Source organism: Streptomyces globosus, assembly GCF_003325375.1.
Taxonomy (GTDB): domain Bacteria; phylum Actinomycetota; class Actinomycetes; order Streptomycetales; family Streptomycetaceae; genus Streptomyces; species Streptomyces globosus_A.
On the sequence record NZ_CP030862.1, the window covers coordinates 2,959,585 to 2,981,587 of the forward strand.

General features: G+C 71.9%; 21 protein-coding genes and 3 pseudogenes. 6 read left to right on the forward strand and 18 right to left on the reverse strand.

The genetic code is table 11. The features are described from left to right. Positions 1-21 precede the first annotated feature (21 nt). Complete coding sequence (locus C0216_RS12805) at positions 22-1,236, reverse strand: methyltransferase (protein ID WP_174250385.1); 1,215 nt, start codon at positions 1,234-1,236, stop codon at positions 22-24. 75 nt (positions 1,237-1,311) lie between these two features. Beyond that, entirely contained in the window at positions 1,312-1,662 is a 351-nt protein-coding gene (locus C0216_RS12810) for a tetratricopeptide repeat protein (protein WP_114058636.1), read from the reverse strand. 105 nt (positions 1,663-1,767) lie between these two features. Between C0216_RS12810 and C0216_RS12815 the strand changes: the two genes are divergently transcribed. Next, entirely contained in the window at positions 1,768-2,733 is a 966-nt protein-coding gene (locus C0216_RS12815) for a pirin family protein (RefSeq protein ID WP_114055398.1), read from the forward strand. Between the two features lie 512 nt (positions 2,734-3,245). Here the strand turns inward: C0216_RS12815 and C0216_RS35325 are convergent. The 3 genes and pseudogenes from C0216_RS35325 to C0216_RS12825 form a co-directional block, all read right to left on the reverse strand. Further along, the gene (locus C0216_RS35325; protein ID WP_428985490.1) at positions 3,246-3,788 is read right to left on the reverse strand and encodes a glycoside hydrolase family 15 protein; all 543 of its coding nucleotides are present in this window, start codon (positions 3,786-3,788) and stop codon (positions 3,246-3,248) included. Continuing rightward, positions 3,703-4,446, reverse strand: a pseudogene (locus C0216_RS35330) (glycoside hydrolase family 15 protein); the annotation flags it as partial. The gene C0216_RS35325 and the pseudogene C0216_RS35330, both read right to left, overlap by 86 nt. Next, positions 4,443-6,278 (reverse strand): thiamine pyrophosphate-requiring protein, encoded by a 1,836-nt coding sequence (locus C0216_RS12825; RefSeq protein ID WP_114055399.1) that lies wholly within the window; start codon positions 6,276-6,278, stop codon positions 4,443-4,445. The pseudogene C0216_RS35330 and the gene C0216_RS12825, both read right to left, overlap by 4 nt. A 319-nt stretch (positions 6,279-6,597) precedes the next feature. Between C0216_RS12825 and nhaA the strand changes: the two genes are divergently transcribed. Next, entirely contained in the window at positions 6,598-7,893 is a 1,296-nt protein-coding gene (gene nhaA, locus C0216_RS12830; protein WP_114055400.1) for a Na+/H+ antiporter NhaA, read from the forward strand. Positions 7,894-7,951: 58 nt separating this feature from the next. On the opposite strand, the gene C0216_RS12835 is transcribed toward nhaA, so the two are convergent. The 5 genes from C0216_RS12835 to C0216_RS12850 form a co-directional block, all read right to left on the reverse strand. Continuing rightward, positions 7,952-8,173, reverse strand: a complete 222-nt coding sequence (locus C0216_RS12835; protein ID WP_114055401.1) for a DUF2180 family protein — start codon at positions 8,171-8,173, stop codon at positions 7,952-7,954. A gap of 59 nt (positions 8,174-8,232) precedes the next feature. Further along, entirely contained in the window at positions 8,233-8,679 is a 447-nt protein-coding gene (locus C0216_RS12840) for a PRC-barrel domain-containing protein (RefSeq protein WP_114055402.1), read from the reverse strand. Beyond that, on the reverse strand, positions 8,676-9,242 hold the full coding sequence (locus C0216_RS12845) for a PRC-barrel domain-containing protein (RefSeq protein ID WP_114055403.1): 567 nt from the start codon (positions 9,240-9,242) through the stop codon (positions 8,676-8,678). Before C0216_RS12845 ends, C0216_RS12840 begins: the two co-directional genes overlap by 4 nt. After that, positions 9,242-9,382, reverse strand: a complete 141-nt coding sequence (locus C0216_RS33845) for a hypothetical protein (protein ID WP_174250386.1) — start codon at positions 9,380-9,382, stop codon at positions 9,242-9,244. The genes C0216_RS12845 and C0216_RS33845 overlap by 1 nt, the downstream gene beginning before the upstream one ends. 86 nt (positions 9,383-9,468) lie before the next feature. Continuing rightward, on the reverse strand, positions 9,469-10,617 hold the full coding sequence (locus C0216_RS12850; protein ID WP_246042516.1) for a site-2 protease family protein: 1,149 nt from the start codon (positions 10,615-10,617) through the stop codon (positions 9,469-9,471). 75 nt (positions 10,618-10,692) lie between these two features. On the opposite strand from C0216_RS12850, the pseudogene C0216_RS34340 reads away from it, so the two are divergent. Both C0216_RS34340 and C0216_RS34345 read left to right on the forward strand, forming a co-directional pair. After that, positions 10,693-11,579: pseudogene (locus C0216_RS34340) on the forward strand (cytochrome b); the annotation flags it as partial. A gap of 555 nt (positions 11,580-12,134) precedes the next feature. Next, positions 12,135-12,476: a DUF6343 family protein gene (locus C0216_RS34345; protein ID WP_162793075.1), complete on the forward strand. Its 342-nt coding sequence runs from the start codon at positions 12,135-12,137 to the stop codon at positions 12,474-12,476. A 144-nt stretch (positions 12,477-12,620) separates the two neighbouring features. Here C0216_RS34345 and C0216_RS12860 read toward each other — a convergent pair whose 3' ends face one another. Genes C0216_RS12860 through C0216_RS33850 form a run of 5 tightly spaced genes read right to left on the reverse strand, consistent with a single transcriptional unit; the run spans position 12,621 to position 17,355 of the window. Then, positions 12,621-13,337, reverse strand: a complete 717-nt coding sequence (locus tag C0216_RS12860; protein WP_114055404.1) for a potassium-transporting ATPase subunit C — start codon at positions 13,335-13,337, stop codon at positions 12,621-12,623. A gap of 6 nt (positions 13,338-13,343) precedes the next feature. Further along, complete coding sequence (gene kdpB, locus C0216_RS12865; RefSeq protein WP_114055405.1) at positions 13,344-15,446, reverse strand: potassium-transporting ATPase subunit KdpB; 2,103 nt, start codon at positions 15,444-15,446, stop codon at positions 13,344-13,346. After that, positions 15,443-17,107 (reverse strand): potassium-transporting ATPase subunit KdpA, encoded by a 1,665-nt coding sequence (kdpA, locus tag C0216_RS12870; RefSeq protein WP_114055406.1) that lies wholly within the window; start codon positions 17,105-17,107, stop codon positions 15,443-15,445. Before kdpA ends, kdpB begins: the two co-directional genes overlap by 4 nt. Positions 17,108-17,113: 6 nt before the next feature. Continuing rightward, positions 17,114-17,203 (reverse strand): K(+)-transporting ATPase subunit F, encoded by a 90-nt coding sequence (gene kdpF / locus C0216_RS12875; RefSeq protein ID WP_114055407.1) that lies wholly within the window; start codon positions 17,201-17,203, stop codon positions 17,114-17,116. Further along, the gene (locus C0216_RS33850; RefSeq protein ID WP_174250387.1) at positions 17,200-17,355 is read right to left on the reverse strand and encodes a hypothetical protein; all 156 of its coding nucleotides are present in this window, start codon (positions 17,353-17,355) and stop codon (positions 17,200-17,202) included. Before C0216_RS33850 ends, kdpF begins: the two co-directional genes overlap by 4 nt. A gap of 154 nt (positions 17,356-17,509) precedes the next feature. On the opposite strand from C0216_RS33850, the pseudogene C0216_RS12880 reads away from it, so the two are divergent. Both C0216_RS12880 and C0216_RS33440 read left to right on the forward strand, forming a co-directional pair. Continuing rightward, a pseudogene (locus C0216_RS12880) lies at positions 17,510-18,052 on the forward strand (serine hydrolase domain-containing protein); the annotation flags it as partial. Between the two features lie 131 nt (positions 18,053-18,183). Beyond that, complete coding sequence (locus tag C0216_RS33440; RefSeq protein ID WP_162793076.1) at positions 18,184-18,357, forward strand: hypothetical protein; 174 nt, start codon at positions 18,184-18,186, stop codon at positions 18,355-18,357. 46 nt (positions 18,358-18,403) lie between these two features. On the opposite strand, the gene lysA is transcribed toward C0216_RS33440, so the two are convergent. The 3 genes from lysA to C0216_RS12895 all read right to left on the reverse strand — a co-directional run bounded on the left by lysA (position 18,404) and on the right by C0216_RS12895 (position 21,996). After that, positions 18,404-19,738 carry a diaminopimelate decarboxylase gene (gene lysA / locus C0216_RS12885; protein WP_114055408.1) on the reverse strand — a complete coding sequence of 445 codons (1,335 nt, stop codon included), beginning with the start codon at positions 19,736-19,738 and terminating at the stop codon, positions 18,404-18,406. A 16-nt stretch (positions 19,739-19,754) separates the two neighbouring features. Beyond that, entirely contained in the window at positions 19,755-20,117 is a 363-nt protein-coding gene (locus C0216_RS12890; protein WP_114055409.1) for an SAV_915 family protein, read from the reverse strand. Positions 20,118-20,427: 310 nt separating this feature from the next. After that, a complete protein-coding gene (locus tag C0216_RS12895) occupies positions 20,428-21,996 on the reverse strand; it encodes a hypothetical protein (RefSeq protein WP_216827077.1) in 1,569 nt (522 codons plus the stop codon). Positions 21,997-22,003: the final 7 nt, after the last annotated feature.

Here is a 22,003-nt window from a genome sequence, read left to right on the forward strand (position 1 = left end):
AGTCTAGGACGTACTGGCAGGTCACATGGGGCGCGGACGCTTCTCCCGCTTCACCGCGCGCAGCACCACGAACCGCGGTTCGCCGGCGACGACTTCGCTGTTGCCGAACAGGCGGCGCAGGTGTGTGTGGTAGCCCAGATGCCGGTTGGCGACGATCCACAGCTCGCCGCCCGGGCGCAGCGCGCGCCGCGACTGCGCGAACATCCGCAGCGCGGTCGCGTCCGTCGTCGCCTGGTGCGAGTGGAACGGCGGATTGCTGAGGACGAGGTCCACGGAGGCGGCGGGCAGCATCGCCAGCCCGTCGCCGACGAGGAACTCCGCCCGCCCCCGGCGGGACCCGCCGGGCACGTTGGCCTCGTACGTGGCCCGCGCCGAGGCGACCGCCTGGTACGACTCGTCGGCGAAGACGACCTCCGCTTCCGGGTCGGCGACCGCGACCGCCGTGCCGACGATGCCGTTGCCGCAGCCGAGGTCGACGACGCGGGCGCCGGCCGTGTTGTTCGGGATGCTCTGCAGGAAGAAGCGGGTGCCGACGTCGAGGCGGTCCGCGCAGAAGATCCCCGCGTGGTTGACGGCGGTCAGACCGGCGCCCGAGCCGGCGTCCCCGTCCAGCGTGTACGCGAGCGGCCACCGCGAGCCGCCACCCGAGGGGGTCCCCTCACCGGCCGCGGGATCCGGCGTACAGAAGATCAGCCGGGCCTTCTTCTCCGCGAGGGAGGTCCGCGTCGGGCCGAGGATCCGCTCGAAGAGGTCCAGGGTGGAGGTGTGGATCTCCTTGACCATGCCGGCGCCGACGACGACCGTGCCCGCGTGGACGTGCGGCGCCAGCCGCAGCAGCTGGTCCTCCAGCAGCGCCAGGCTCTTCGGCACCCGCACCAGCAGGACGTCGATCCGCTCCGGCGGAGCGTCCTGCGTGGTCAGCAGCGTCACGGCGCCCTCGGGCACGCCGGCCCGCCGCAGGTTGGCCCCGGTGGCCGCCCGGGTCAGGTAGGAGTCGGTGATCTGCACCGGCCGGTACGCGGCCAGGGCCGTCGCCAGCGCACCCCACCGGTCCCCGAAGACGGTGATCCGCCCGGCGGCGGCGGACAGGTCCACCGGGCCCCGCTCGCCGGTGCCGCCGTGCAGGTGGCGCAGCAGGTACTCGTCGGCGGCGTCCCAGGCGCGGAGCCGGTCGCGCGGGTCCTCGGGGAAGCGGGTGAGCTCGTGGGAGCCGAAAGGCGTGGTCAGGCGGTTCATCGTGCCCCCAGGCTATCCGAGTGCGCCGCCCCGCCCCGCACCGGCGAGCCGGGCGGGCGCCGCGGCGCCCGCGGGCTACTCGGGGAACTCGCCGGCCATCGCCGCGGCGAGCCGCAGGTGGGGCGCCGCCTCCGCGGAGCGGCCCTGCCGCTCCAGCGCGCGGCCGAGCAGCAGCCGGGCGTAGTCCTCCACCGGCCAGCGCTCCAGGATGGCGCGCAGCTCCGCCTCGGCGCGCGCCAGCCGGGCGGAGTGGTAGTACGCGCGGGCCAGCAGCAGCCTCGGCGCGAGCTGCTCGGGCGCCTCGCCGGCCAGCCCCTCAAGGATCCCGACGGCCGGCCCGTACTCCTTCGCGTCGAAGAAGAGCCGGGCGCGCGCCCAGCGCTCGGCCGCCGTGCCGTGCTCGAAATACGTGCTGCGCGCGTCCATCGCGTCCCTTCCGCTGTCCGGATGCTTCCGACGCACCCTCCAACGCAGGGCCGGACCCTCGCATTCCGTGCGGTGCGGCGGGGCCGCCGGCACTAGGTTGGGGACATGAGCAATCTCGAGCGCCAGCCGGCCCTCTCCGCCTGCGGCGGACGGGGCTTCGTCGTGGCCGAACCGGTCCGCGAGCTCCTCAGCCCCCGGACGGTCAAGCTGGGCGAGTCCTCCGAGGTCCGCCGCCTCCTGCCGAACCTGGGCCGCCGCATGGTGGGCGCCTGGTGCTTCGTCGACCACTACGGGCCCGACGACATCGCGGGCGAGCCCGGCATGCAGGTCGCGCCCCACCCGCACACGGGTCTCCAGACGGTGAGCTGGCTGCACGACGGCGAGGTCCTGCACCGCGACAGCACGGGCAGCCTGCAGACGATCCGCCCGCGCGAACTCGGCCTGATGACCTCCGGCCGCGGCATCAGCCACTCCGAGGAGAGCCCCCGTGACCACAGCCGCCTCCTGCACGGCGCCCAGCTGTGGGTGGCGCTCCCCGACGCCCACCGCCACGTCGAGCCGCACTTCCAGCACCACGCGGCCCTTCCGCGCGTGACCGCGTCCGGCGTGGACGCCACGGTCATCCTGGGCACCCTGGACACGGCGGCCTCGCCGGGAACGGCGTACAGCCCGATCGTCGGCGCCGACATCGCCCTCGCGGAGGGCACCGAGGCGAAGCTGCCGCTGGAGCCGGACTTCGAGTACGCGGTCCTGTCGATGTCGGGCGAGGCGCACGTCGACGGCGTCCCGGTCCTGCCCGGCTCGATGCTCTACCTCGGCTGCGGCCGCACGGAACTCCCGCTCCGCGCCACGTCGGACGCCGGCCTGATGCTCCTGGGCGGCGAACCGTTCGAGGAGGAGATCGTGATGTTCTGGAACTGGATCGGCCGCTCGCACGACGACATCGCGCAGGCCCGCGAAGACTGGACGACCGGCACCCGCTTCGGCGAGGTCAAGGGCTACGACGGCCCTCCGATCCCTGCCCCCGAACTGCCCCCCACGCACCTGAAGCCCAGGGGAAGAGTGCGTTGACCTGCTTGTCTGTGGGCGGCGAGGGTCGGGTGCGGCGGTTGCTCCCGGCCCTCCGCTCTTGACTCGGCAGCGGAGGCCGCCGGACGCGGTGCGAGAAGGCGTTCCGGTGTCGGCGGGGCGTCGGGGCTGGTGGCTTTCGCGCCCCCCGTTGTGACTGCGATGCGTGCACGGGTGCGGCTCTCTGATCCTCATCCCTCGAAGAGCACTTCTTCCACCGCGGCCGGCGCCGCTGCCTCCTGCCGTGCGCGCTCGAACTCGAGCTGCCACGCCCGTGCTTCGGCGTAGGCGACGTGGACCATGCTGCCCGGGCACAGCACCAACGCCCGGGGCTCGACCCCGGCTCCATGCTGATCCGCTACGCCCATATCGCGGAGCCCCCCGACGGTCCTGGTCCTGGGAGGTCTCCGTGTGCGCGCCGCTCAGCAGCCGGGCCGAGTTGATCAGGCCCACCATGCTGAAGGCCTGCGGGACGTTGCCGGGGAAGCGGTGCGCGGCCGGGTCGTACTCCTCGCTCAGGAGACCCACGTCGTTGCGCAGGCCGAGGAGCCTTTCGAACAGCTTCTCCGCCTCGCCCGTGCTCCCCGTGCAGTGCAGGGCGTCCACCAGCCAGAACGTGCAGGCGAGGAAGACCCCCTCGCGGCCGGCAAGCCCGTCCACCCGGTCGATGCCCTCGTCGTGCCCCCGGCCGGGGCCGGCCCCTGGCGGTAGCGCATCAGGGATCCGTCCTCGGACAGCTCGCGTCGTACGGCGTCGACGGTGCCGCGGACGCGCGGGTCGCTCCAGGGCAGGAACCCGACGCGGGGCAGCAGAAGGAGAGCCGCGTCGAGCTCCCGGGAGCCGTAGTACTGGGTGAAGGTGTTGCGCCCGGTGTCGAAGCCGCGGGAGCAGACCTCGCGGGGGATCTCGTCGCGTACCGCAGCCCAGCGGTCGACCGGGCCGGGCAGGCCGTGTCGGTACGGTGTGCACGGCTCGGTCGAGGCCGGCCCATGCCATGACCTTGGAGTAGACGAAGTGCCGCCGCAGACCTCGCACCTCCCGGATGCCGCGATCGGGATCCCGCCAGTGCCCCTCCAGGTGGTCGAGCAGCGCCTTCTGCAGCTCCCAGGCGTTTTCATCGACGGCGAGCCCGGTGTTCCTGGCGAAGTGGAGGCAGTCCAGGACCTCGCCGAGAACGTCCAGCTGGAACTGGCCGGCGGCGCCGTTGCCGACGCGTACCGGGGCCGCTCCCCGGTAGCCGCCGAGCCAGTCCAGGTTGAGTTCGGGTATGCGTCGTCCGCCGTCCAGTCCGTAGACGACGCGCAGGTCCGCAGGATCGCCTGCCGCGGCGCGAACGAGCCATTCCCGCCAGGCTCTTGCCTCCTCCAGGTATCCGGTGCCCAGCAGCGCCTGCAGGGTGAACGAGGAGTCGCGGAGCCGGCAGTAGTGGTAGTCCCAGTTGCGCGTTCCCCCGGGGGATTCGGGCAGGGACGTCGTCGCGGCCGCGAGGACGCTGCCGGTGGGGGCGTAGGTGAGCGCCTTCAGCGTGATCAGGGCGCGGCGTAGCGCTTCTGGCCACCGACCGTCGTAGTCGCACGTCCCGATCCAGTCCGACCAGAAGTCGCGGGTGCCGTCACCGCCGGGAAGATCCGTGGGGACGGTGTACGCCGACGTGGTCACCCGTTCCACTGCCGGCCCGCCGAGCGGCGGAACCTGACGACGGTCGCGCGGGGTCACTGCCGTTTCCGGGAACCGCCGTCGTGTCCGTCACCGCCCCGGTGGTGGCCGACGGGCATGAGTTCCTGCACCTTCGCCAGGAAGCCCTGCCGGACCATGGCCGCCCGATCGCTGTCCCCCTTGAGGACGGAGGCGGCGGCCGCCTGTATCTGGTCGAGGGTGGCGTGCGGCGGAATCGGCGGCACGGCGGGGTCCGTGCGGAAGTCGATGAGGAAGGGGAGCTCCGCGGCGAGCGCGTTCCGCCACGCGGCCTCGACCTGCTTGGGCTTCTCCACCCGCGTCCCGTCCAGGCCCAGGCAGCGGGCGATGTCGGCGTACGGCAGGTCGGGGATCGCCTGCGACTCCTCGAACTGGGGGGCGCCCGACATGGCCCGCATCTCCCAGGTGACCTGGTTGAGATCGTGGTTGTTGAGCACGGCCACCACGAAGCGGGGGTCAGACCACTCGGAGCGGTACTTGGCCGCGGTCACCAGCTCCATCATGCCGTTCATCTGCATGGCCCCGTCGCCGACCAGGGCGATGACGGGACGGTCGGGGTGGGCGAACTTGGCGCCGATGGCGTACGGAACCGCCGGGCCCATGGTGGCGAGGGTCCCGGACAGGGAGCCGCGCATGGTGCCGCGCATGCGCAGGTGGCGGGCGTACCAGTTGGCCGCCGACCCCGAGTCCGCGGTGATCATGGCGTTGTCCGGAAGCAGGGGGTCGAGGGCGTGGAAGACGTACTCGGGGTTGACCGGGTCGGCGCCCACCGAGGCCCGCCGCTCCATCACCTCCCACCAGCGGGCGGTGTTCTTCTCCACGGTCTCCCGCCAGTCCCGGCTGCTCTTGCGGTGCAGGCGGGGCAGCAGGCGGCGCAGGGTGTCGCCCGCGTCGCCGACCAGCTGCACCTCGAAGGGGTACCGCAGACCGATCATGTGCGGGTCGATGTCGATCTGCACGGCGCGGGCCTGGTCGAACTCGGGCATGAACTGGGTGTAGGGGAAGCTGGAGCCGATCACGAGCAGGGTGTCGCAGTCCCGCATCAGCTCGTACGACGGCCGGGTGCCGAGCAGCCCGATCGAGCCGGTCACGTAGGGCAGGTCGTCGGGCAGGGCGTCCTTGCCCAGCAGGGCCTTGGCCACACCGGCGCCGAGGACGTCGGCGAGGCGTTCGACCTCGGGCCGCGCGCCTCGTGCGCCCTGCCCGATGAGGACGGCGACCTTCTCGCCCGCGTTGAGCACCTCGGCGGCCCGCTCCAGGTCGGTGTCGGAGGGCACCGGGGCGTAGTCGGCGATGCCCAGGCTGGAGGGCACCATCTTGAAGGCGTGCTCCGGCGGGCTGTAGTCGAGTTCCTGCACGTCCGCCGGGACGATCACCGCCGTCACGGTGCGCCGGGCGTACGCCGTCCGCACGGCCCGGTCGATGGCGTTGGGGAACTGCTCGGGGACGGTCACGGTGACGCAGTAGTCCGAGGCGACGTCCTTGTAGAGGGTGGCGAGGTCCACCTCCTGCTGGTACGAGCCTCCCATGGCGCTGCGGTCGGTCTGCCCCACGAGGGCGACGACGGGGACGTGGTCGAGCTTGGCGTCGTACAGGCCGTTGAGGAGATGGATCGCGCCCGGCCCCGAGGTGGCCGCGCAGACCCCGACCCGGCCCGAGAACTTGGCGTACCCCACCGCCTGGAAGGCGGACATCTCCTCGTGGCGCGACTGGATGAACCGCGGTCGGTCCCCGGCCCGCCCCCAGGCCGCGAGCAGACCGTTGATGCCGTCACCCGGATAGGCGAAGACGTACTCGACGCCCCACTCCCTCAAACGCCGGAGAACGTGGTCGGAGACCTTGGTCCCGGTCATGAATGCCACCTCTCTCACTCTCCCGTCGGGCACCCCGTCATTTCCATCCACGGGCGCCTACCCCTGCGATCCGCCCGTACCCTCCGCGAGGCGGAGGGCTCCGCCGCACCGGCGGCCGCGCGGGGCGTGGCGCCGCCCGCGGGGCGTGGCGCCGGGCGCGGGGCGTGGCGCCGGGCGCCGTGGGGGGCGTGCCGCCTACTGTGGAGACGCGTGTCCGGGCCGCGCCTCCCGGACTGGGCGCCGGTGGGCCCTGCCGGGTTCTGGGGTCGGCCTTCGGCCATCCACGACGCGACGGCGGGCCGGAGGAACCACAGACGTCATGGCCGAGAAGGAGCCCCCCGACCGTCCGTCCTTCCTCGGACTGCTGCCCGGGGCCGAGCAGCGCTCGCTCGCGGAGATCCTGCGCGCCGAGACGTTCGGCGGGCTCGTCCTCCTGGTTGCGGCGTTCCTCGCCCTGGTGTGGGCGAACAGCCCTCTCAGCGACAGCTACGAGCGGGTCCGGGAATTCGCTTTCGGGCCTCCCGGACTCGGCCTCCACCTCTCCGTCGCCCACTGGACCGCCGACGGCCTGCTCACCGTCTTCTTCCTCGTCGCCGGGATCGAGGTCAAGCGCGAGTTCGTGCACGGCGAGCTGCGCACCCCGTCCACGGCGGCCCTCCCCGTGGTCGCCGCGGTGTGCGGCATGGCGGTCCCCGGGGCCCTCTACGTGCTCATCACCGTGCTCGGCGGCGGCAGTCTCCAGGGCTGGGCCGTGCCGATGGCCACGGACATCGCCTTCGCCCTGGGCGTCCTCGCCGTGATCTCCACGCATCTTCCGGCCTCACTGCGCGCCTTCCTGCTCACGCTCGCCGTCGTCGACGACCTGGGTGCCATCGCCATCATCGCCGTCTTCTTCACGGACGACCTGAACCTCCCCGCCCTCGGCGGCGCCCTTGCCGGGCTCCTGGTCTTCGCCCTCCTGCAGTTCCGCCGGGTCCGGGGCTGGTGGTGGTACGTGCCGCTGGCGCTCACGATCTGGGCTTCGACGTACAACAGCGGGGTGCACGCCACGGTGGCGGGCGTCGCCATGGGCCTGATGCTGCGTGCCCGAGGCCGCCGGGGCGAGGGTTCCTCCGCGGGCGCCCGCACCGCCCACCGGCTGCGCCCCTTCTCGGCAGCCGTCGCCGTGCCGCTCTTCGCACTGTTCGCCGCCGGCGTTCCGCTGTCCGGCAGCGCGATCGCCGGTGTCTTCACCAGTCCCGAATCGCTCGGGGTCGTGATCGGCCTGACCGTGGGGAAGACCGTGGGGGTGCTCGGCGGCGGCTACCTCGCCGCCCGTTTCACCCGGGCGCGGCTCAACCCGGAGCTCGAGTGGTCCGATGTCTTCGGCCTCGCCGCGCTCGCCGGGATCGGCTTCACCATCGCGCTGCTCTTCAGCGAGCTCGCCTTCCCCGGTTCCGGGACGGCAGAACGCGTCAAGGCCGCGGTCCTGATCGCCTCAGTCACCTCCGCCGCGGTCGCCGGCGTGGTACTGCGACGCCGCAACGCCGTCTACCGGCGCATGTCCCAGGAAGAAGAGGGCGGCGGAGCAGCCGACGAGGACGCGAGCGGATCCGGCAGGGGGAACGGCAACTGACCGAAACCCCTCAGCCGGCCCGCGACTCCGGCCGCCAGGTCGCTCCGGACCCCGGCGATCAGACGGGACCGGGCACGCTCGCCTCGGCCGCGGCGCACACGGGGCAGACGACCCGGCGGGCGGGCAGGTCCGTCGTGGTCTTGCCCAGTCCCGCGGGGCGCAGCAGCTCGTGCGTCTCGACGCGGGCGTGCCCGGTGCACAGGCCCACCCCGCACTCCCGGCAGACCGCGACGGCAACCCGGGGCGGGCCCGATCCGGCGGCGCACTCGTAGCAGTTCATCGCCATTGACTCCTTCGGGTCGGGGTCTGTGCGCCCCGCCTGATCCTGACGGCTGAGCCTCAGTCAGTGGATTCGGGCGGTGCTTCCTCGTCCTTGACCACCACGGCGAAGTCGCCCACTGCGAGGAGACGGCCGCCCTCGACCTCCCCGGCCTCCGTGGTCAGGCCGGCCAACCCGCCGTCGGATTCGTCGAACGTGCACTCGCGGACTTCTCCGAGACGCTGCCCCCGGTCGGTGAACAGGGCCTTTCCCCGGGGGTCGTGGTACGGGCCGTCCGCGTCCGCTTCGGCGAAGGAGTCCGTCGTGCGGGTGACCATGACCGCGTCCGGACCGACGGAGCGCACCGCCTCCCACGGGACGAATTCGTCGCCGCGAGAGGAACGCATCCGCAAGGCCTCCACGCGGGCCGGAGACGCAGCCAGCACCAGACCGGTCACCGGGCCCAGCTGCTCGGCAGTGTCAGAGACCACTACGGGCATGCGCAGGACCTCACCGAACCGCTTCATGACGCCTCCTTCAACGCCTGCTCCAGACCGCGGGCGGCCTCGGGGAAGTCTTCGAGGTTCTCTGCCGTGAACCTGAGCGACATCGCGGGCACCACGACGTTCTCGTCGGTGGCGGCGAGCGGAAGGGGCACGGGCAGCAGGGCGGTGGTCCAGCCGGCTTCCCGGTGGCCCAGTTTCACCTCGTACCCCACCGACCGGGCGACATCGTCACCCACGTCGAGGACCACATCGGTGACCTTGCCCATGTGCTCGCCCTCGGAGGTGAGGACGGCAGCGCCGCCCACACCGGCGCCCGGTGCCTCGGCCTGTTCCGTCTCGTCCGGTCCGACCACGGCCGACCGGTCGGCGACCATGACGGCGTCCGAGCCGAGGGCGTGGACGTTCGCCCAGGGCAGCACCTCGTGGCGCGGGCCTGCGAGCAGGCCGCGGCCACTGAGCGTGAACATCGTCACCCGGCCGTCCCCCGCATCCAGAACCACGTCCTTGACCTGGGCGATCGCATCTCCCTCCAACGTGACCACCGGCAGTCCGACGACGTCGCCGATGCGAATGAGAAACGTCATCACGGTTCACCCCTGCCACGCGTGGGCGGATGCTCGACCACCGCCCCGCCCCTACGCCGACGCGCCTGCGTCACCAGGGCCGAGATGGCGATCACCGCGAGGACGACGACCGCCACGATCAGCCAGAGCCACCACTCCATGATCCGGCCCTCCTGTCTCGATCGAGCCTCCGAGCCCTTCTCGGTGGCACCTGCCCGCGCGCGTGCGCCTCATACACGGCCGGCCCTCAGACGGCCCGCTTCCGCCACCGGGAAGAGGCAAGCCACGACGTCACCCGGCTGACGTCGGAGCTGGTGACCACGCCGACGACCGCGCCGCCCGCCAGGACGACAGCACGGTGGGCCGGGCTGCTCTCCAGCACGGGCAGGACGCCGGTCAGCGGATCGCCGGGGTGCGGGGTGGGGACCTCCTCGATCGGGATCATCACGTCGGCCACTCGCGTCGTGCCGTGCCTTTCCTCCGGTACGCGGGCGGCGGCGTTGACGCTCACCAGGCCGACCGGACGGCGGTCGGCGTCGACCACGGGGAACGCGGAGTGGCGGAAGCGGAACTGCGGCGCGGCGAGGAACCGGCCGACGGCGAGCGAGGCGGGCACGGTCACCGGGTCGCGCCCCATGGCCTCTCCGACGGTGACCCCGCTCAGCAGTTCCTCCAGCTTGGCCTGGCTGCCTTCCGCTGTCGCCACGGCGACGAGGAACCAGCCGACGAGGACGATCCATATGCCGCTGAGCGGCACTCCGCGCAGGACCAGGAGCAGCCCGACGGCGACCAGTGCCCAGCCCAGCAGCCGGCTGGCGCCCGTCGCCACGGCGGTGGCCCGCAGCCGGTCCCCGGTCCGGCGCCAGACCACTGCCCTGAGCAGTCGTCCGCCGTCGAGCGGCGCTGCGGGCAGGGCGTTGAAGACGGCCAGGAGCACGTTGATGCCGCCCAGCCAGGCCAGGGCCTCGACGGCGAGCCCCGCGCCGAGGGCGGCCGCGGCGGCGCCGGCCAGGAGGCCGAACAGCAGACCCAGCAGCAGGCTGACCAGTGGGCCGACACCCGCGATGCGCGCTTCCGCGCCGGGCGTGGGGGGTTCACCCCCGAGCCGGGCCATGCCTCCCAGGAGCCACAGCGTGATGTCCCCGACGGCGACGCCGTTGCGGCGGGCCACGACCGCGTGGCTGAGTTCGTGGGCAAGCAGGGACAGCAGCAGGAACGCCGCGGCGACCAGGGTGGTGACCGCGTACTGCCAGCCCGGGCGGCCCGGATGGGCAGCGGGAAGCCGGCCGGAGAGAACCAGTGCGATCACCGCGACGATGACCAGGACGCTCCAGTGCACGCCCACCCGCACGCCGGCGATCGTGCCCAGGGAGAACGTCGGCTTCACGGCAGTCACCTCCATCCCCCTCTCTGGCGGATGTCCACGATCTCCCCTCCCATGCGGCCGCCTCGGGGAACGTCAGGAGGACGGGTGTTCCTTCGGAGGCTTCGGGCCCGGTGGCGGGCCCGCGTGAGCGAAGCGGCCGTGCACGGGTTCGGGGCCGCGGATGCCCGCCTGCCCCTGGCCGGCGTCGCACGGCGGCTCCTGTGCAAGGCGTTCCCCGACCACTGGTCGTTCCTGCTCGGCGAGATCGCCCTGTACACGTTCGCGGTGCTGGTCCTGACCGGGGTCTACCTCACCCTGTTCTTCGATCCGACCACGGGCAGGACTCCGTACACCGGCAGCTACCCGCTGCTGCGGGGACAGCTGGTGAGCCGGGCCTACGCCTCGACCATGGCCCTGAGTTTCGACGTGCGGGGCGGACTGCTGATCCGGCAGATCCACCACTGGGCCGCGCTGGTCTTCGTCGCCGCCATCGCGGTGCACCTGCTGCGGGTGTTCTTCACGGGCGCCTTCCGCAAGCCGCGGGAGGCGAACTGGATGGTCGGGTGTCGCTGTTCCTCCTGGCACTGCTGGAGGGCTCCGCCGGCTACTCGTTGCCGGACGACCTGCTGTCCGGCACCGGTCTGCGGACGGCCATGACCATCCTGGGGTCGGTTCCGTTCGCCGGCACGTACCTGGAGATGGCAGCGCTCGGCGGGGAGTACCCGGGCGAATCGCTGCTGCCGCGCCTGTACGCGATGCACATCCTGCTGGTTCCCGGACTGATGGCCGCCCTGATCACGATGCACCTGATGCCTGTCACGTACCTGAAGCACACGCAGTGGGCCGGCCCCGGCAGAACGGCTCGCAACGCGGTGGGCCGACCGATGTTCCCTCATTTCGCGGCCAAGTCGGCGGGCTTCTTCCTGCTGGTCTTCGGCCTCCTGGCACTCCTCGGCGGAACAGCTCAGATCAATCCCGTCTGGACGTACGGAGGCCGTGATCATGTACAGGTAGCCGATGACCTTGTGGTCCGCCGTCGTGAGCAGTCCGAGGAGCCGCGACCGGCCCCGCCGGCTCCCTGCTCTTCTGCCGGTCGGCCGGCAAGCTCTGTCGCGTCATCCGCTGCCCATCCCGCGCACGGTTCCGATACGTCTCGATCGCGATCCTTCCGCCCGCCGCCGGGCGGGGAGCCTCCGACGGGCGGGTGCGCACCGGAATTCACCGGTTCACCGACCGGTGAACAGTCGCCGGGGGGCCGGGGGGCCGGGGGGCCGGGGGGCGCCGTTTTCGGGCTCTCCGCCCGCGCAGGTATCCTTCCGGCTTTCCCGGGTAGGCGCCGGCGAGGGAAGTCCTCCCTGCCGGAGCGGGGGCCGACGGAAGCGGTCGGACCGGACGGCCGCCACCACTCCGGACCGAGTCGACACGGGCTCCGTACCGGGCGGCGCAGACCGGCACCGCAGGCAGCCGTCACGGTTACGCAGCCGGCCCCGCAATCGACGGCCGGGCCGGCGGCAGACAGGCCGAGCCGCCTGGCTCCACAGGAGCGCATGATGAATCGATCCCACCCCTCCGGACGCCCCGTACCCCGCTCCCGGTCCGGCATCATCGGGCGCCACTTCGAACGGACCGGAACGGAACCGGCCACCGCCCAGAGCGCCGTGGGCCTCCGCATCATCCTGGTGGTCGCGGCATTGGCTCTCTTCGCCCTGGCTGCAGCCGCCCTCGGCCTGTGGGCCGGCAGCGCCTCACCCGAGGCGAGCCCCGGTCAGACCGAGCTGACGGGGATGGCCATTGCCTGCGGCGTCCTGTGCCTGATCGCCGTCCTGAACCTGGTGTTCCTCCTCCGTAGGCGCGCGAGGGAACGCCCTCCGAGACATGGCAGATCCTGACAGGGCAGCCGCCCAGCCCGGCCCGCCGGCACGATCGACCACTGCGCTCACGGCGTGCGCGGACGGCCCGCGGCACGTGGTGGGAGCCGGCAGGGCGCGGACATTCCGCGTCCTGCCGGCTCCCGGTCCGTGCGACGTGGAACCTCAGCCCTCGACCAGTGCCTTGAGGGCGGTGTTGAGTTCGAGGACGTTGACGCGGGGTTCGCCCATGAAGCCGAGGGTCCGGCCGATGGTGTGGTCGGCGACGAGCTTCTCGACCTGCTTGACGTCGAGGTTGTTCTGCTCGGCGACCCGGTGGACCTGGAGCTTGGCGTACTCCGGCGAGATGTGCGGGTCCAGGCCCGAGCCTGAGGAGGTGACCGCGTCTGCCGGCACGTCCTCGGGCCTGACCTTGTGGGTGGAGGTCGAGTTGTCGGCGACGACCGCGTCCTCGGCGGCGATGACCTGTGCGCAGAGGGTGCCCTCTTCGGAGTCCCTGGTGCACCGGCCGTTCACGGCGCCGTTGTCGGCGGAACGGTTGGTGGCACCGGACAGGAGCAGGGAGTACTGCGTGTTGGCGCTGTTGGTGCCCAAGCCGTTGGACGGGCGGGGCTGGAACCACTTCAGGTCGGGCCTCGCGGCCTCTTCGGCGTCGTTCGGGTCCTTCTTCGGCAGGTTGTAGGTCTGTCCGATGAGGGAGGAGCCGACGACCCGGCCGCTCTTGTCCTTGATCTCGGAGCCGTTGGCCTTGTCGTTGAACAGAGCCTGGGCGATACCGGTGACGGCGAGCGGGTAGATGACGCCGCAGATCACGGTCAGGACGAGCAGGGCGCGCAGGCCGGCTCCGACCAACCGTGCCGTGTTGCCTACAGAGTTGTTCATCGCAGATCAGCCGATTCCGGGGATGAGGGAGATGAGGAGGTCGATGAGCTTGATGCCGATGAACGGGGCGATCAGGCCGCCGAGTCCGTAGAGGCCGAGGTTGCGGCGGAGCATCTTGTCGGCGCTGGTCGGCTTGTACTGCACGCCCTTGAGGGCGAGCGGCACCAGCGCGATGATGACCAGTGCGTTGAAGATGACCGCGGACAGGATCGCGGACTCGGGGGAGGCCAGGCCCATGACGTTGAGCTTGTCGAGGCCGGGGTAGACCACGGCGAACATGGCCGGGATGATCGCGAAGTACTTGGCGACGTCGTTGGCGATGGAGAAGGTGGTCAGCGCACCGCGCGTGATGAGCAGCTGCTTCCCGATCTCGACGATCTCGATGAGCTTGGTGGGGTTGGAGTCCAGGTCGACCATGTTCCCGGCCTCCTTGGCGGCCGAGGTGCCGGTGTTCATGGCCACGCCCACGTCGGCCTGCGCCAGGGCGGGCGCGTCGTTGGTGCCGTCGCCGGTCATGGCGACCAGCTTGCCGCCGGCCTGTTCCCGCTTGATGAGGGCCATCTTGTCCTCGGGGGTGGCCTCGGCGAGGAAGTCGTCGACGCCGGCCTCTTCGGCGATGGCCTTGGCCGTCAGCGGGTTGTCACCCGTGATCATGACGGTCTTGATGCCCATGCGGCGCAGCTCGTCGAACCGCTCGCGCATGCCCTCCTTGACCACGTCTTTGAGGTGGATCACCCCCAGGACGCGGGCGCCCTTCTCGTCCCGGACGGCGACCAGCAGCGGGGTGCCGCCGGCCTCGGAGATGCGGGTGGCGAGGAGATCGGCGTCGTCGGAAACCTGGCCGCCCTGCTCCTTGACCCAGGTGATGACGGAGCCGGCCGCGCCCTTGCGGGTCTTCCGGCCGTCGACGTCCACGCCCGACATACGGGTCTGGGCGGTGAAGGCGATCCACTCGGCGTGGGCGAGTTCGCCCTGGTGGCGTTCGCGCAGTCCGTACTTCTCCTTGGCCAGGACGACGATGGAACGCCCCTCGGGGGTCTCGTCGGCCAGCGAGGACAGCTGGGCTGCGTCGGCCAACTCGGCCGCGGTGGTGCCCTTGACCGGCACGAACTCGGAAGCCTGCCGGTTGCCGAGGGTGATGGTGCCGGTCTTGTCGAGCAGCAGCGTCGAGACGTCGCCCGCGGCTTCCACCGCGCGGCCGGACATGGCCAGGACGTTGCGCTGGACGAGGCGGTCCATGCCGGCGATGCCGATGGCCGACAGCAGCGCGCCGATGGTGGTCGGGATGAGGCAGACCAGCAGGGCCGTCAGCACGATCATCGACTGCTCGGCGCCCGCGTAGATCGCGAACGGTTGGAGCGTGACGACCGCGAGCAGGAAGACGATCGTGAGGGACGCGAGAAGGATGTTCAGCGCGATCTCGTTCGGTGTCTTCTGCCGGGCCGCGCCCTCGACGAGGGAGATCATGCGGTCGATGAACGTCTCGCCCGGCCTGGTCGTGATCTTGATGACGATGCGGTCGGAGAGGACCTTCGTACCGCCGGTGACGGCGCTGCGGTCGCCGCCGGACTCGCGGATGACGGGTGCGGACTCGCCGGTGATCGCGGACTCGTCCACGGAGGCGACACCCTCGACGACGTCGCCGTCGCCGGGGATGGTGTCGCCGGCCTCGCAGACCACCAGGTCACCGATCTTCAGCTCGGTGCCCGGTACGGACTCCTCGCCGCCGCCTGTGGTCAGGCGGCGGGCGACGGAGTCGGTCTTGGCCTTGCGCAGGGTGTCGGCCTGGGCCTTGCCGCGGCCCTCGGCCACCGCCTCGGCCAGGTTCGCGAAGATCGTGGTCAGCCACAGCCAGGCGGTGATGGCCCAGCCGAACCAGTCCGTCGGGTCCTTGAGGGCCAGGACGGTGGTGACCACCGAGCCGATCAGGACGACGAACATGACCGGGGACTTGATCATGACGCGGGGGTCGAGCTTGCGGATCGCGTCGGGGAAGGACTTGACCAGCTGCTGGGGGTCGAACAGGCCGCCGCCGACACGGCCGGCGGGCGGCTTGTGGCCGGTGGGCAGGTCCTCGTGCGGGGCACGGGTCGGGGTGGCGGTGCTCATGATGCGAGCCCTTCGGCGAGCGGTCCCAGCGCGAGGGCGGGGAAGTAGGTCAGTCCGGTGACGATGAGGATGGTGCCGACGAGCAGGCCCGTGTAGAGGGGCTTGTCGGTGCGCAGGGTGCCCGCGGTCTCGGGGACGGGCTTCTGCTCGGCGAGCGAGCCGGCCAGGGCCAGGACGAACACCATGGGCAGGAAGCGGCCCAGCAGCATCGCGATGCCGATGGTCGAGTTGAACCACTGCGTGTCGGCGTTCAGGCCCGCGAAGGCGGAGCCGTTGTTGTTGGCGCCGGAGGTGTAGGCGTAGAGGATCTCGGAGAAGCCGTGCGCGCCGGAGTTCGTCATCGAGTCGGCCGGGGTGTCCAGTGCCATCGCGGCGGCGGTGAAGCCGAGGACCAGGGCGGGGGTGACGAGGATGTAGCAGGCGGCGAACTTGATCTCGCGGGTGCCGATCTTCTTGCCCAGGTACTCGGGCGTGCGGCCGACCATCAGGCCGGCGATGAACACCGCGATGATCGCCATGATCAGCATGCCGTAGAGGCCGGAGCCGACACCGCCGGGCGCGATCTCGCCCAGCTGCATGCCCAGCAGCTGGATACCGCCGCCGAAGCCGGTGAAGGAGGAGTGGAAGGAGTTGACCGCGCCGGTCGAGGTCAGCGTGGTGGACACGGAGAAGATGGCCGAGGCGCCGATCCCGAACCGGGTCTCCTTGCCCTCCATCGCGCCGCCCGCGGTCTCGAAGGCCGGGCCGTTGCCGGCGAACTCGGTCCACATCATCAGGGCGGCGAAGCCGACCCAGATGACGGCCATGGTCGCCAGGATCGCGTAGCCCTGCTTGACCGAGCCGACCATGCGGCCGAAGGTGCGGGTCAGCGAGAAGGGGATGACGAGGATCAGGAAGATCTCGAAGAGGTTGGAGAACGGGCTGGGGTTCTCGAACGGGTGGGCTGAGTTGGCGTTGAAGTACCCGCCGCCGTTCGTGCCCAGCTCCTTGATCACCTCCTGCGAGGCGACGGCGCCGCCGTTCCACTGCTGCGTACCGCCCGTGAACTGGCCGACCTCGTGGATGCCGGCGAAGTTCTGGATCGCGCCGCACGCGACGAGGACGATCGCGCCGACGACGGCAAGGGGAAGCAGGATGCGGACGGTGCCGCGGACCAGATCGGCCCAGAAGTTGCCCAGCTCACCGGTACGGGAGCGCGCGAAGCCCCGCACCAAGGCGACCGCGACGGCCATGCCGACGGCGGCCGAGACGAAGTTCTGCACCGCCAGGCCACCGGTCTGCACGACGTGGCCCATGGCCTGCTCGCCCGCGTACGACTGCCAGTTGGTGTTCGCCGTGAAGGATGCGGCGGTGTTGAAGGCCTGGTCGGGGTCGATCGCGGAGAAGCCGAGCGAGCCGGGCAGGATGCCCTGGGCGCGCTGGAGGGCATAGAGGAAGAGCACGCTGACCGCGGAGAAGGCGAGGACGCCGCGCAGGTAGGCGGGCCAGCGCATCTCGGCGCTCGGGTTGGCGCCGATCGCCTTGTAGATCCACTTCTCCGGGCGGTAGTGCTTCTCCGAGGAGTAGACCCTGGCCATGTGGTCGCCGAGGGGGCGGTAGGCCAGCGCAAGTGCGGCGATCAGTGCGAGGAGCTGGAGCACACCAGCGAGAACGGGACTCATCGGTGGCTAGAACCTCTCCGGCTTGACGAGGGCGAGGACGAGGTATCCGAGCAGGGAGACGGCCACGGCGAGGCCGACGATGTTTTCGACGGTCACAGCTTGGTCACCCCCCGGGCGATGAGTGCCACCAGCGCGAACACCGCGACCGTGGTGACGACGAAGGCCAGATCGGCCACCGTGAGCTCCTGGATGAAGAGGGAAGAAATGAATCGGCCATATGGCCGATGACGAGATAACCGTGTCTTCATCCCGGCGTTAAGACGCCTTGACGGGGTCCATACGGGCGCGTGAGAACTCTTGACGCCACCTTGACGGGAGGCGCCGGAACGGGCCCCGTCAACCCTGGTGGGACAGGCCGGCCAGGCACCAATCCGTCTTGCCAAGTACCGGTAGTCAGCGTGCGAGCGGGGCGTATACGGCCAGGAGGGCGGCTGGCTGCTGCCGGCGCCGGAGCCGGACGAGCGGATGCGCCGCCTGGGCACGCTCCCGCTGATGCACCAGCCTGGAGAGCGGTGGCGGTACAACGTGGGCGACGACGTGCTCGGGGTGCTGGCGGCCAGGGTCACCGGCCGGTCCTTCGAGGAATTCCTGCGCGTACGCGTCTTCGAGCCGCTGGGGATGAAGGACACCGGCTTCCACGTGCCCGCCGACAAGATCGACCGGCTGCCGCCCCTCTACGCTCCCGATCCGCAGACCGGCGAGTTCACCGTGACCGACCGCCTCCCCGCCGCGCAGCCGGCGGACCGGGAGCAGCGCGCCCGCGACCTCGTCCACCTGTCACACGGCCAGGGGCAGCACGGCGGCTGGGGCTTCGGGATAGCGGTGCGCACGTATCGCGGCGACTACGCGCCCATCGGCCAGTTCGGCTGGGATGGCGGAGCGGGCACCACCGCGTACGCCGATCCGGCCAACGGCCTCGTCGGCATCCTCCTCACCCAGAGAGGCCGTCCGCGTGGCCGAGCCGGACCTCAGCCGCCGCCCGCACGTACACCCCGGTCGACGGGCGGCGTATGAAAGCCGTCAGGAATTCCGCCGGACGGTCGCCTCGGCGACCGTTCAGCGGGATTCTGGCTCTTGTGACCCCTCGCTCGCGCCCGGACCTCGGCATCCGCCGGGCCGTACTCGCCCTCGGGACGGTCGGCCTGACCGTCATCGCCACCGGAGCCGTCTTCGAAGCCCTGTGGCTGCTCGGGATCGGGGTCTGGAGCGTCATCGCCGCGATGGTGATCGAACTCGTCTACCAGCCGTAGCCGGGCAGTCCACCGCAGGGAGCCCGGCAGGATCGGCGGGCCTGCCTCACCCTCCGAGGTCCCGCAGGCGGAGGTCCTCCAGGGTCTCGCGCCGGACCAGGAGCCGGGCGGTGCCCTGGTCGACCGCGACCACCGGCGGCCGGCCCACCATGTTGTAGCCGGACGCCATGGAGAGGTGGTACGCACCCGCCACCGGCACGGCGATCAGGTCGCCGGGCCGGACGTCGCCCGGCAGTTCCACCCCGGCCGCGAGCACGTCCCCGGCCTCGCAGTGCCGGCCGACGACCGTGGCCGTACGGGCTGCGGCCGTGGAGGCGCGGCCGATCAGCCGGGGTGCGTAGCGGACCCCGTACAGGGCGGGCCGGGGGTTGTCGCTCATCCCGCCGTCGACGGCGGCGAACAGCGTGTCCCCGGTGTGCTTGACGGCCAGCACCCGGTACACGGCCACCCCGGCCGGCCCCACGACGGCCCGGCCCGGCTCGACGGCCAGCCGGGGGACCGGCAACCCGGCTGCCGCACAGGCCTCGACCAGCTCGCCGCGCAGCTTGCGGGCGAGCGCGGTGATGTCCAGGGCCGCTTCGCCCGGCCGGTAGGCGATGCCGTGGCCGCCGCCCAGGTCGAGCTCGGGCAGCACGCGGCCGTGCGCGTCGCGGATACGGGCCATCAGCCCGACCATGCGGCGCAGGGCGGTGACGTAGGGTTTGACCTCGGTGATCTGGGAGCCAATGTGGCAGTGCAGTCCGGTCAGCTCCAGCCGGCGCTGGGCCAGCACCCGCGTCACGGCGTGCAGTGCGGACCCGTCGCTGAGGGAGAGCCCGAACTTCTGCCCGTCGGTGCCCGTGCGGATCTTGTGATGGCCGCCTGCGGTGACGCCGGGCACCACCCGCACCATCACCTTCTGGCGCCCGTCCGGGCCGACGGCGGCGGCGATGCGGGCGATCTCCGAAGGGCTGTCGATCACGATCCGGCCGACCCCCAGGCGCAGCGCCGCGTCGAGGTCGCGCGGCGACTTGGCGTTGCCGTGCAGCACGATCCGATCAGGCGGGAACCCCGCCACGACGGCCAGTTCGAGCTCCCCGGCCGAGCACACGTCCAGGCCCAAGCCCTCCTCCTGCACCCAGCGCGCCATCGCCCGGGAGAGGAAGGCCTTGGCCGCGTAGAGGATTTCTGCCTCGGGGAACGCGGCCCGGTACGTACGGCAGCGCTCGCGGACCTCGCCCTCGTCGAGGACGTAGACGGGAGTGGCGAACCGCTCCGCCACCTCCGCGAGGTCCACGCCGGCGACGGCCAGGCCGCCGTGTGCGAGCCGGGTCGTGGAAGCCGGCCAGACGGAGAGGCCGTCCGTACCCGGTGCCGAGGCCGGAATGACAGCGGCAGTCATCGCGCGGTCTCCCTTCTCACGCGGCCGAGGGCGAAGAGGCTCGCCGAGGCCTTGGGGCGGGCGCGGGGGAACCGCTGGTGAGGGATGCGGTGACCGCGGGTGCGGTGAACGTCGGGTCCACGGTCAGCAGGTCCACTCCGAGCGGCCGGGACATCGCCCGGAGCGCCGGCTCGGAGATCCTGATCCACGGGTGCTCCGCACCGAGCGTGGCCGTCAGCCGGCCGGGGTCTGTGAACCCGACCGCGGTCCGCGCACCCAGCGGGGTGCGGAACAGGCGGACCACCGCCCCGGCAGTTCCCGGCCGGACGGGCACGTAGAGGAGTCCGGCCGGGACGCGTTCCTCGGGCTCGGGGTCGTCGTCGTACGGGAACAGGCACATGGGGCCCTCCTGGGGGAGCCGTGAACGGAGAAGGAGAACGGAGAAGGACGGTGCCCCGGGTGCGGGGAGGCAGTCCGGGGCGGCCACTCGAAAGCTATCCCCGCCCCGTGTCCTGTGCCCTGCCCCTGACGGAACCCTGACGGTGCAGGCCGGAGTCCATACGGAGTGCTGACGGCAGGGGGACGCGAGGCGCCGGCAACGCGTCGGAACCGCGCCCGAGCCGAAGGCGGTCGTCGTTGCCGGTTCGCCTGGCGCCGACGGTTCCCTGCCCGCACACGGCCCCGTGCCCCGTGCCCTGGGCCGCCCCGCGTCAGGTACGGAGGTCCCGCAGCCGGTAGCCGACGGCGCCGGCGGCTGCTGCCAGCGCGGCCGCGGCCGTCATCACGGCGGCCGCAGGCCAGTTGACCGCGGTGGCGGGGACGGCGGCAAGGTGTGCGAAGGGGGAGAGCCGGCTGACCCAGTCCGGCAGCCCGGACTCCTCGGCGACGACCTTCAGCAGGAACCCTCCCACGGCCGGGAGGGATCCGACGGCGGTGACCACGCGCGGCGCCCAGCCGAGGGCGAGTACAGCGCAGCCCAGGCAGAGGAGAGCGATCGGCAGTACGTTCCAGGCTCCGGACAGTGCGGAGAGCAGTCCGAGGGGAGCGCCTACAGCGGCAGTCCCGGCCCAGGCGGCGATGCCGGCGGCGGTGGTGAGCACGACGGCGCCGCCCAGGGTCGCGGCCGCCTCGCCGGTGAGCAGGGTCGCCCGGGCGAGGGGCTGGGCGTACAGGAGGGTGAGCCGTCCGCCGGCTTCGTCGGCGGCGAGGGCGGCGATCCGTACCGCGGCGAACACACCCGCCGGCACGGCCAGCAGGGCGAACAGCGTCGCGGTGTACCCCTCGATGGTGGCGAGCCCGGAGAAGCCTGCCTGCGAGGCGAGTTCGGCGAACCTCGGATTGTCGGACAGGAAGTCCGTCATGGACACGGCCAGCAGGCCGATGAGGAGGTAGTACGCCCCGACACCGGTCGTCCAGGCGGCCAGCGGGCGCACCAGGCGCCGTACCGCGAACGCGTGGACCGAGCCGAGCAGCCCCGTGCGCGGAGCTCGGCCGGAGGAGGAGCGCAGGTATCCGCCGCGGATGTCACGCCCTCCGGCAACGGCCACGGCCCCGGCAGCACATGCCACGCAGGCGGCCAGCAGGACCAGCAGGGGCAGGACCCGGTTCCCGTCGTACGGGCGGGTCAGGGCCATCAGTCCGAACGGCGACAGCCAGCGCAGCCACCCCAGGGCGGCGAGGCCGTCCCCGACCATCCGCAGCAGCATGGTGGTCCCGAGCAGCGCCACCGCCGCGCCGCTGGCCGACGCCCGTGTCGAGAACACCTGGGCGGCCAGTGCGCCCACCGCGCTGAAGAACACCCCGCACAACGCCAGCCCGGCGCTGTGCACGGCAGCGCCGCCCACAGCGGCCCCCGCCGCGACCAGGCCTGTGAAAGCGGCCGAGCCGGCGGCGAGCGACGCCGCCACCAGGACGGCGACATGCCGTGCCACCACGGTCCTGACCGGAAGCCGCCCGGCCAGCAGGACGTCCCACCGGCCGGCATCCTCCTCACCCCGGGTGATCCGCGTCGCCGCGAGCAGCCCCCACACGGCCAGCACCACCGCGAGTGCCGTCCCCGTGCGCCATACGGCGAACCCGCCCGCCTCGTCCAGGGCGACCGGTTCCCCGAACAGGGTGCGGATCGCCGGGTTCCCTGCCAGCGCTCCCAACGCCGCGGCATCCGCCGGGTCCTTGACCGTGGTCGCGTAGGCAGCCACCGCCACTGCCGACATCCCGGCCACCACGCCCGTCACCACGAGCGCGCCGCGCCAGGTCTGGCGCAGGGCAAGAGCCGTCACCGCCCGC